A 10,923-nucleotide genomic window follows, 5' to 3' on the forward strand; every position below is an offset into this window, starting at 1 on the left:
GCTTAAGCCTCTTAGGCTAAAACTAAAACACCTCTTTTTACTTTAGTTTTTTTTTAAAGGCAGCCTTATGGCTGCCTTTTTTTGTGTCTATGGCATACACAAGTCTTTTGCGACGGTTTTTCCTTATAGGCTGCGGTGCTTATGCTTTTATTGTTAATGCACTGTATTGGCTAAAATGCCTTATATTCGGGCAAAACGCGCGTTATTATGAGTTTTTGCCTAGTTTTAGTGCGCTTAAGGGTAGCCTTGCTCCAAATCAGGCTATAATGCTTAGGATTGTCACGAAAGGCTTATTTGTCCGTTAAAGGACGGCTAATTGTTATTAGCCTTATTAGCCTGCAGCTAGTTTTTGTTGAAAGCATTTACTCATTATGACTTTGTAAATGCTTGTGGCTGTATCGTGACCTTGGATTCACTTTTTTAGTTTACTTTACCGACACAGAGCCATAACTCAAGTTGGGCGTTGTTGAATGCAGGATACTTAGGTTTTTGTTTTGGTTTTCTTGCAGCTGCCCTAATCGGCCTTGAGGAATGGATTTTGGAGATTTTCATGAGCAACGTAAATGATCAAAGCAAGAAGCGACTTCGTATTGCTATGAAGAAGTCAGGTCGCTTAACTGATGAAACTGAACGCTTATTTAAGAGCTGTGGCATCAAGATTAACGAAAACCGCGATCATCTACTCGCTCATGCTGAGAACATGCCGATTGATATCCTGCGTGTCCGCGATGATGACATCCCTGGTTTAGTCATGGATCATGTAGTTGACTGGGGTATCGTTGGTCAGAATGTTCTTGAAGAAACCTCCATGCAGCGCAAGGTTGATGGTCTTGCAACTGGCTACAAGGTAGTTACCGAGCTCAACTATGGTGATTGCCGTCTGGCCATTGCCACCCCACAAGAAGAAGAGTGGACTGGCGTTGAGTGCCTGCAGGGCAAGAAGATTGCCACTACCTACCCATTCTTACTGCGCCGTGCTTTATCTGAAAAGGGCGTAGACTTTAAGAGTGTACTGTTAACAGGTTCTGTTGAAGTTGCTCCACGTGCAGGTCTTGCTGATGCTATCTGCGATCTCGTATGCACTGGTGCTACTTTACAGGCTAACGGTCTTAAGGAAGTTGAGACTATTTTCGAGTCAAAGGCAGTTATCATCTGCCGTGACCAAGAACTCTTCCCTGAGAAAAAGGCTATTGCAGACAAGATCTTAACCCGTCTTAAGGGTGTCATGACTGCAAAAGAGTCCAAGTACATCATGATGAATGCACCACGCGACAAGCTCAAAGAGATCACAGCTTTACTCCCTGGTGCTGAAAACCCATCCATTATTGAACTTGAAGGTGATAAAGAGCGTGTAGCACTGCACGTAGTATCACGTGAAAAGCTCTTCTGGGAAACTATGGAAAGCCTCAAAGAGTTAGGCGCATCCTCCATTCTGGTTGTCCCAATCGAGAAGATGCTCGACTAATTACACCTTCACTAATGCAGCTGCGATCTTATGATTTGGCAGCTGTTAGGATTTGTTCAACGATTTAATTGAGATGCGGCGTGGCTTTTGTCATATGGCTGCATCTTTCATCTTGCAAAATAATAGGCACTATACCTTTCTACGCCGTGCCTTAATTCAGCGCGGCTGCATGTGGTGTTTGTTCGGCTGCAGTGGTCTTTGTTCGGCTGCATGTGGTGTTTGTTTGGATGCAAGAAGGATGAGGTTAAATGGATATTATTGAGTGGAAGGCACTTGATGAGGGTCAGCGTAAGGCTACTTTGCTGCGACCTGCTCAAGCGTCTGAGGGCAAAGTATCAGAGATCGTCAGCGATATCATTAAGAACATTCGTGAGCGTGGTGATGAGGCGCTTAAAGAGTACTCTCGTACCTTAGATCGCTGCCCTGATGACAAGCTTGAGCTTACTGCAGATGAGATTGCTAAAGCTTGTTCAAATATCGATCCTGAGCTTAAAGAAGCTATCGATAAAGCCTACGTAAACATCCGCAAATTTCATGAGGCTCAACAGCCTTGCCATGCCACAGTTGAGACTGTACCTGGCATCGTTTGTAAAACTGCTACCCACCCTATCGAGAAAGTCGGCTTGTATGTTCCAGGCGGCTCTGCTCCATTAGTTTCTACTGCACTGATGCTTGGCGTTCCTGCTGAGATTGCTCAGTGTCCTGAGGTTATTTTAACCTCCCCATACCCTCTTTCTGATGCCATTATCTATGCTGCCTCCAAGTGCGGTATCACACGCATCTTTAAGTTAGGTGGTGCTCACGCTATTGCTGCTATGGCCTATGGCACTGAGTCTGTACCAAAGGTTAACAAGATCTTTGGACCAGGCAATCAGTATGTAACCATGGCTAAGCGCTTAGTGAGTGAGGATGCCTTAGGCGCAGCTATCGACATGGCTGCAGGCCCATCTGAGGTACTGGTCATTGCCGATAAGAATGCTGATCCGGACTTTGTAGCAGCAGACTTACTGTCTCAAGCTGAGCATGGCCCTGATTCTCAGGTAGTGTTAGTTTCTGATAGCCGTGAGTTATTACAAGAGACTAACGAAAGATTAGAAGTCCAACTTGCACAGCTACCTCGTGCTGAAATTGCCCGTGTAGCTATGTCACATAGCCGTTTCATCTTGGCTCCAAACCTTGATGAGTGCATTGCGATCTCAAATGCCTATGCTCCAGAGCACCTGATCGTACAGATTGACGATCCTGAAAGCATCGTCTCACGTCTGTTAAATGCCGGCTCTATCTTCCTTGGTGCTTACACTTGTGAGTCTATGGGTGATTACGCCTCAGGTACTAATCACACCCTGCCTACTTATGGCTATGCTAAGTCGGCCTCAGCCTTAGGCACTGATGACTTTAGACGTCGCTACACCATCTCTTGTGCAAGCAAGGAAGGTTTAAGAAACATCGGCAAGACCGTAGAGTTACTTGCACAGGCTGAGGGCTTACAAGCCCACGGTAATGCTGTTACCTTACGTCTGCAAAAGATTGGTCGCAATCAGGACGAGTAGCCAGCTCATATGATGCATACAGCATAGCTCATTAAGTTTTGATCTTTTTTAAGACTCCTTGCCTCGCTTATGCTGTTTTATCAACTTTGATGGCTACAGTATCATCAAGCAACTATCTAAGATGCCAGCTTCATCGCAGATCGCATTGCCGCGTCGTGTTAAGATGCTTTCTTGCTAGTGAAAAGGCAACTTGCTAAGCGCACTGCAGCTAGCTGTTTGCTACGCTTTACGTGGCACTTAGGTTGATATGCCGCGTTAGAGCATGCCACTGTTTTGTATGTGGTGCCGTGAGTGCTTGTCTCTAGCAGTTAGTGCTTGTCTCTAGCGGTGAGGCCTGTTTGGGCTTGGTAAAAATCAGTTTATTTTGGTTGCACGTTGTGGCAGCCGCTTTGAAAAACAATCGGAGAAATTATGGTTGATCTGACAAAGCTTGCATGTGAGCATGTACAAAAGCTTGAACCTTATATGAGTGCACGTCGTATTGGTGGTCATGGCCATACTTTCTTAAACGCCAATGAGTCTCCAAAGTCAGAGTTCTATATTTTCAACTCTACTACTCTCAATCGTTACCCAGATACCCAGCCTTTTGAGGTTACTCAAGGCATGGCTGATTACACTGGTTTAGCACGTGATCAGGTCTTAGCCTCCCGTGGTTCTGATGAGGCCATTTCCCTCTTAATTAGAACTTTCTGTGAAAACGGTGAGGGCATTGTTATCGCTCCTCCAACTTATGGCATGTACGAAATTGCAGCCAACACCAACCGTGCTCAGGTTGCTTATGCCAAGCGTGAGGACGACTTTAGCTTAAAGGCTGCTGCCATTGCTAAGGCCATTAAGGAAGCTCCATTCACCATTAAGCTCGTCTTTATCGACAGCCCTGCTAACCCACTTGGCAATATGTTCTGCCACGATGAGTTAAAGACTCTGCTCAAAGAGTTTGAGAACGTTCTTTTCGTTTTAGATGAGGCCTACATTGAGTACGATCCAAGTGCTACTACTGTGCCTTTAATGAAGGACTTTTCAAATCTCGTAGTATTACGCACCTTATCTAAGGCCTTTGGTCTTGCTGGTATCCGTTGCGGCTTTACCTTAGCTCATGCTGATGTTATCGCGATGATGGCCAAGGTAATCGACCCATACCCAATTCCTGATCCAGTAGCTCAGATTGCTCGTCAGGCATTAGCTCATGGCGGCATCGACCTGATGCGTGAGCGTGTTACTAAGTGCCTAGAGTTACGTAACTCCTTAAAGGAAAACCTCTTAAAACTCAGTTGCGTTAAAAAGGTCTTTGAGTCTCATGCAAACTTCCTCTTAGTTGAGTTTGAAGATGGTCCAAAGGTCTTTGAGCACATGCTGCAAAAAGGCATTATCCTGCGCTCCTTTGAGACTAAGCCAGGCCTTAAGAACACCATTCGTATCACCGTAGGCACTCCTGAGGAGCTTGATGAGGTGATGCGTGTGTTAACTGCTCTTACTGGTCAGTAATACTAATAGCAACCCTTTAACGCCTAAGATTTAGGCAAACCTTATATTTCAGGCCCCTTAAGCACTTTGCCTCTAAGGGGCTGTTTTTTAGAATTTAACCTAAAGCCATTTTCCACGAAGATACTAACAGTATGCGCCTTTAAGATGCAGCCTAACACTTAGCCTCTTACTGGCCCTTTACATAGTGTTATCAAGCTAGGTCAGACCATAATTTCTTCTTTGTCTATGTCTTTCATTTTGGTCTGATGCAAAAGTGCTTAGTCATACTGCATCGCCTAGGCATTTGCTTTGTTGCCAGGCATTTGCTGAGGTATTGTTAAGCCATTACTTTGCTGCCTTAGCTTTGCGTAGCTTTGCTGGCTTTTGCGTGCATCTGCTGGCTGTGCTTGCATGTACGTGCACTTGCTGGCTGTGCTTACATGTGCTGGCTGTGCCTGCATGTGCTTGGCCGCTACCGAGCATCTGCCTTGGCTACTTTTGCTTTGGCTAGTATTTGTAAGGGCGGAGCGTGCGCTTTGCTCTAGCATAGTGTTGGATATTGGTCTTTAGGATAACTATGATTTTCCCATGCAAAAGTATCTCTTTATCGATCGTGACGGAACTTTAGTATGCGAGCCTGAGGACTATCAGGTTGATGCATTAAACAAGATTAAGTTCCTGCCTCGCGTAGTCCCTGCTCTCTTAAAGCTGCAGGATATGGGCTTTAAGTTTGTAATGGTCTCTAACCAAGATGGCCTTGGTACTGACTCATTCCCACTTGATACCTTTACCCCTGCCCATGAGTTCATCCTCAACACCTTAGAGTCACAAGGTATTGTCTTTGACCAGGTCTTAATCTGCCCTCACAAGCCAGAGGATAACTGTGAATGCCGTAAGCCAAAGCTTGGCATGGTACAGGCCTATCTGCGCTCTGATGCTTGGAGCCGTGAGCACTCTTACTTCATTGGTGATCGTGATACCGACATCACTATGGGTATTGCTATGGGTGTTACTCCAATCCGTGTCGGCCTTGAAAGTGAAGTAGCTGACAGCGCATGTGACTCATCTTGCAATTGCACTGGCAATAGCAATGTTGGCTGCTTAACTCCAGCTAACGTAAAGGCTCGTACTTGGGATGAGATCGTTGAGTTCATTTCAAGCCGTGAAGCTGCTTTAGACAAGAAACAAGGCTGCTGCGAGGGTCGTGTCGCCGTAGTTACTCGTGAGACTAAAGAAACCTCTATTTACGTAAAAGTAGACTTAGACCACTCAGGCTCACGTAAGATTGATACTGGCATTGGTTTCTTTGACCATATGCTCGATCAAATCGCCGTGCATGCTGGCTTTAGCTGTGACATTAAGGTACGTGGCGACTTATACATCGACGATCACCACACTACCGAAGATACTGGTATCGCCCTTGGTACTGCGCTTAAGAAGGCCTTAGGCGATAAGCGCGGTATTGGTCGCTTTGGCTTTATCGTCCCAATGGATGAGCTGCAGGCTAAGGTCTACGGCTGCGAAGATAGTGCTCGCTTTACCTTAGACAATCAATGTGCAGTTACCTTAGAAGAGTCAACAAGCGATGTAGATGGCACCGTGGCTGTAGCTTTAGACATCTCTGGCCGCCCGCATGCTGACTTTAGCTTAGATGCCTCCTTTACCCGCGACAAGATTCATGACTTTGAGACCCAAATGGTGCCTCACTTCTTTGAGTCTCTGGCTTTTGCTATGGGTATTACACTGCATATGTCCGTTACTGAGGGTAATGCACACCATCAGGTGGAGGCCTTGTTTAAGGCATTTGGACGTGCTCTGCGCCCAGCTATTGCCGTTGTCACCAATGAGTTACCTTCCTCAAAGGGCACTCTATAGGAGAAGGCTGTGAAGATTTGTATCGTCAATACTAAGTCTGCCAACTTCAACTCTTTAGTGCAGGCTTTAACACGCCTCGACGTTAAGGCTGAGATCACCTCAGATATTGCTACTTTAAGCTCTGCCGACAAGCTCATCATGCCTGGTGTGGGATCAGCATCTGCAGTTATGGCAGGACTCCTTAACACCTCTATTGATGAGGTAGTTCCGCTTGCAGGTGATGATGCTAAGCCACATAGCGAGCTTATCGACTTTATCCTCAACTACAAAAAGCCTTTACTTGGTGTCTGCTTAGGCATGCAGGTTCAGGCTGAACGTTCTTGTGAGGTGCCACTTAACTCTGAAGTTAAGCACATCAATACCTTAGGCATTGTGCCAGGTACTGTGCACCCACTAGATGTTAGCGTTGAGGCTCAAATGAATAATGCTCAGGGCAATGGTATTGTCTGCTGCTCTGAGGGCGCTAATAGCTCCACTTTAAGCCCACTGCCACTCCCACACATGGGCTGGAATACCGTCCATCATAACGGTCACCCATTGTTTAAGGGCATTGAAGATAACTCTTTCTTCTACTTTGTCCACTCATTTTGCTTAGACAAGTGCAGCGCTACTATCGCAAGCACCGTCTATGGCCAAGAGTTTAGTGCTGCAGTAGCTAAAGATAATTTCATGGGTGTACAGTTCCACCCTGAAAAGTCTGGTGCTAATGGCGAGCGTCTCCTTAAAAACTTCATCGACATGTAGTTATCTACTTGTCTAGCTACTAACAAAACAATCAAACACCCACGGCCCCAAGCCGCCTCATCGATACTGCAGCAAGCCCAAAACAGCACTAATGCTAAATAGCACTGCAAGTACTTGTAGATGACAGCCATTAGCAGAATGCCTTAATACCAAGGCTAAGCCTTAGACTCAGGCTTAGGCTTAAGCTCAGGTTCAGGCTCTGGCTCAAGCTTAGCTTAGGCTCATGTTTAGGCCAATGCCCGTGCCGAGGCGTATGCCTATGCCATAAGGCATTTACATGCAATGGCATTCAAAGACATGCATCGATAACTCTCTTGCTTAGCTATAAGCAAGCTTATGAGCTACCTTAAGTTCTGCCTTAAAGCTTTGCAACGCAGCTAGTTTGAGGCTTATTGAGTAAGTCTCAGCGGTGACTTAGGTGTCTTTTTATCGGCAGCCTTGATTGAATTTGTTAGTGGCTATTAACATCAACTAGTAAGAAGAATATGTTAATCCCTGCACTTGATCTTATCGATGGTCAGATTGTGCGCCTCAAGCAAGGCGACTTTAATGAGAAGACCGTATTTAATCTCGATCCAATTGAGCGCGTGAAGCAATATGCTGCAGAAGGTGCTGAGCTCATTCACTTAGTTGATTTAGATGGAGCTAAGGATCCTAAAAAGCGCCAATTAGAGCTCATCTCCAAGATGACTCAGGCCTCAAGCTGCCCAATTCAGACTGGTGGTGGTATTAGAAGCTATGAGGATGTGCAATCATTGCTCGACTCTGGCGTTAAGCGTGCTGTAGTAGGCTCTGCAGCAGTAAAGGACAGAGCGTTTGGCCATAAGCTCTTAAAGGACTTTGGATCAGATGCTATCTGCCTTGCCTTAGACGTGCGTGTTATCGATGGAACCCCAAAGGTTGCAACTCACGGCTGGCTTGAGACTTCAGATGTGAGCCTCTTTGATTTAATTGAAGAGTTCTTAGATTCTGGTCTTGAGCATGTCTTAGTTACCGACATCTCTAAAGATGGCATGATGCAAGGTGCTAATAACAGCCTGTATGCTACCCTTTCAGAGCGTTATCCTAAGCTTGATGTTATCGCCTCTGGCGGTATCTCCTCTCTTGAGGATATCAAGGCTCTACATGAGCTTAAGGTTAAGAGCGCGGTCTTAGGCCGTTCCCTCTTATCAGGTGCATTCACATTCCCTCAAGCTCTCAAGCTTTGGAATGAGCTAGGCTAAACCCATACATATCGTAACTACTACCACTTAACTAAAGTACACAAGCACGTATGCTCGCTTAGCTTTATTACGCTGCCTAGCATCATAAGATGCATGAGGGGCACACAAGCTTACTTGCAAGCATGCATGCATGCCTACATAAACTGAGCATAAGATAAGATCATAGGCCATGAGATCATGGACTATGACAGTAGCGCTCAGAGCGCTATCTACATCGCGTTGCTTTGGTTGCATGCAGCGCTTAGGCTGTGCATAGAGGTAGGCTGCATTATAGCCCCTGCTGTCGGCTGTACTAAGCTACATGCTATATGCTGCAGCTTATGCGCTAGGTTTGTGGTGGTGGTTGCGATGAGCAAAGTAGTCAAACGAAGATGCTAGCGAAAAGAATTATTCCTTGTCTGGATGTCCGTGACGGCTTAGTTGTAAAGGGCGTTCAGTTTAAAAACCACGAAGTTGTTGGCTCTATTATTGACCTAGCTAAACGCTATGCTGATGAGGGTGCCGATGAGCTCGTATTCTATGACATCACTGCCTCTGCCCATGGCAAGAAAGTAGATAAGTCTTGGGTGGCTCGTATTGCTGAGGTAATCAACATTCCTTTTGCAGTAGCCGGTGGTATTCGTACCGTTGAGGCCGCTCAAGAAGTATTAGAATACGGTGCTGATAAGATTTCAATTAACTCACCTGCTTTGTCAGACCCAAGCTTAATTACACGTCTTGCCGATAGATTTGGCGTACAATGTGTGGTCGTGGGTATCGATAGCTATTACGATAGTGAATCTGGTGAGTACCTCGTAAAACAGTTTACTGGTGACGAAAAGACCATCACTACTACCTCTTGGAAGACCTTAGATTGGGTTCAAGAGGTACAAAAGCGCGGTGCTGGTGAGATCGTTTTAAACATGATGAATCAAGATGGCATGAAGAACGGCTATGACCTTAAACAGCTCAAAGCTGTACAAGAGGTATGTAACGTGCCATTGATTGCATCAGGCGGTGCAGGTAGTATGGAGCACTTCTATGATGCCTTTAATGAGGCTGACGTCTCTGGTGCTTTAGCTGCATCCGTTTTCCATAAGAGTATTATTAACATTGGTGAGCTTAAAGCTTACCTAAATGATAAAGGAGTTCTTTGCCGTGGTTGAGTTTTGTCATGGTTTTGCAAAGGTCAGTGAGCTTGATTTTGCCAAGGGCAACGGTCTGATTCCAGCAATTGTTCAGAACGCCCAAGACGGTCAGGTTTTAATGCTTGGCTACATGAACGAGGAAGCCCTGCAAAAGACTCTCGACACCCGCTTAGTTACCTTCTACTCCCGCGATCGTCAAAAGCTGTGGACTAAAGGTGAGGAAAGCGGCAACTACTTACACTTACGCGCAATCTCCACTGACTGCGACAAGGACACTCTGCTCGTCTTAGCTCGTCCAGAGGGCCCAACTTGCCACAATGGCACTAAGTCTTGCTTTGACGCATCCCCAATGTCCGATGCCTCAGTTAAGTACTTAGCTGCCTTAAAGGGCCTCTTCTAGTCAAAAGCTATCCTTTTGCCTTACACGACTGGCAGCCACCGTTGCTGCCAGCGTTTCACGCCATCTCTAGCTATCCTCTAAATCATCACGCCCATCAGCTAGGCATACAACTTACTTGCCCAACAGATGCAAGCTCAAGCTGCATTAGCAGCATCTGCGTAAAACTGCAGGCAAACACTGCAACTCAAAAATGCAGGCAAAAATCGCAGCATCCCCTATCTTGCCACATCATTTGCCACTTGCCATACGGTCAGCAAGTCCAAAGTGTCACTTAAGACACAAGCGGCAATTACTGCGACGCTGCATATCTTTAAACCGCCTCAACATCCTCAAAAAATCCAGTATTTATGACCATGATCTTTTGATCAACAATTTGTAAAAGCATTGGCCTGAATCGTGCAAACTGTAACTATGATTTCGTAATGCAGCTAATGACGAAATCGCAATTTATATGATATGAGGATTATGCCATGGCCCTGTATGTTAATACCAACGTAAGCTCTATTAACGCTCAACGTAAGCTTGCTAACTCAACCTTAGCTCTTAATACCTCATATCAGCGTTTATCCTCAGGCCTTCGTATCAACAGCTCCAAGGACGACGCAGCTGGCCTTCAGATCTCTGATCGTTTGACCGCCCAGATTAATGGCCTCAACCAAGGCAACCGTAACTCTAACGACGGTATTGCCTTAGCTCAGACCATTGAAGGTGCTCTCGATGAGACCACCAACATGCTGCAGCGTATCCGTACTCTCGCCGTACAAGCTGCTAACGGTACCAATACCGCAAAAGATCGTAAGGCTCTGCAAGAAGAAGTAGACTCCTTAAGCTACGAGATCACCCGTATCGCCCAAAAGACCACCTTTGCCGGTGCCTTAGTCTTAGACGGCGGCGGTGCCAACACCCTCATGCGTCAGAAGGCTCCTGCAGCAGGTGGTCAGCCAGCAAAGTATGAGTATTTCTTCCAAGTGGAATTTAGTGAAACACCTCTGAAAGACTTTTTGGTGCTGCAATCTCGCAAACTTGTCTTTTCCCGCGACTTAGTTTGCCACTAATTCTTTTCGTTCTTACACTA

At 45.9% G+C, this 10,923-nt stretch carries 8 protein-coding genes and 1 pseudogene; all 9 read left to right on the forward strand.

Annotated elements, in window-relative coordinates; genetic code table 11:
- Positions 1-550 precede the first annotated feature (550 nt).
- Complete coding sequence (gene hisG, locus RDO37_RS03185; RefSeq protein WP_308498077.1) at positions 551-1,465, forward strand: ATP phosphoribosyltransferase; 915 nt, start codon at positions 551-553, stop codon at positions 1,463-1,465.
- Positions 1,466-1,713: 248 nt separating this feature from the next.
- Complete coding sequence (gene hisD, locus RDO37_RS03190) at positions 1,714-3,015, forward strand: histidinol dehydrogenase (protein ID WP_308498078.1); 1,302 nt, start codon at positions 1,714-1,716, stop codon at positions 3,013-3,015.
- 411 nt (positions 3,016-3,426) lie between these two features.
- Positions 3,427-4,500: a histidinol-phosphate transaminase gene (gene hisC, locus RDO37_RS03195; RefSeq protein WP_308498079.1), complete on the forward strand. Its 1,074-nt coding sequence runs from the start codon at positions 3,427-3,429 to the stop codon at positions 4,498-4,500.
- Positions 4,501-5,067: 567 nt separating this feature from the next.
- Complete coding sequence (hisB, locus tag RDO37_RS03200) at positions 5,068-6,354, forward strand: bifunctional histidinol-phosphatase/imidazoleglycerol-phosphate dehydratase HisB (RefSeq protein WP_308498080.1); 1,287 nt, start codon at positions 5,068-5,070, stop codon at positions 6,352-6,354.
- A 9-nt stretch (positions 6,355-6,363) separates the two neighbouring features.
- A complete protein-coding gene (gene hisH / locus RDO37_RS03205) occupies positions 6,364-7,098 on the forward strand; it encodes an imidazole glycerol phosphate synthase subunit HisH (protein WP_308498081.1) in 735 nt (244 codons plus the stop codon).
- Between the two features lie 485 nt (positions 7,099-7,583).
- Positions 7,584-8,321, forward strand: coding sequence for a 1-(5-phosphoribosyl)-5-[(5-phosphoribosylamino)methylideneamino]imidazole-4-carboxamide isomerase (hisA, locus tag RDO37_RS03210; protein WP_308498082.1), 738 nt, complete (start codon positions 7,584-7,586; stop codon positions 8,319-8,321).
- Positions 8,322-8,692: 371 nt separating this feature from the next.
- Positions 8,693-9,466: an imidazole glycerol phosphate synthase subunit HisF gene (gene hisF / locus RDO37_RS03215; RefSeq protein WP_308498083.1), complete on the forward strand. Its 774-nt coding sequence runs from the start codon at positions 8,693-8,695 to the stop codon at positions 9,464-9,466.
- Entirely contained in the window at positions 9,459-9,848 is a 390-nt protein-coding gene (hisI, locus tag RDO37_RS03220) for a phosphoribosyl-AMP cyclohydrolase (RefSeq protein WP_044122095.1), read from the forward strand. Before hisF ends, hisI begins: the two co-directional genes overlap by 8 nt.
- A gap of 470 nt (positions 9,849-10,318) precedes the next feature.
- Positions 10,319-10,738 (forward strand): annotated as a pseudogene (locus tag RDO37_RS03225) (flagellin); the annotation flags it as partial.
- Positions 10,739-10,923 lie beyond the last annotated feature (185 nt).

Source organism: uncultured Anaerobiospirillum sp. (assembly GCF_902485895.1).
In the GTDB taxonomy this organism is placed as follows: domain Bacteria; phylum Pseudomonadota; class Gammaproteobacteria; order Enterobacterales; family Succinivibrionaceae; genus Anaerobiospirillum; species Anaerobiospirillum succiniciproducens.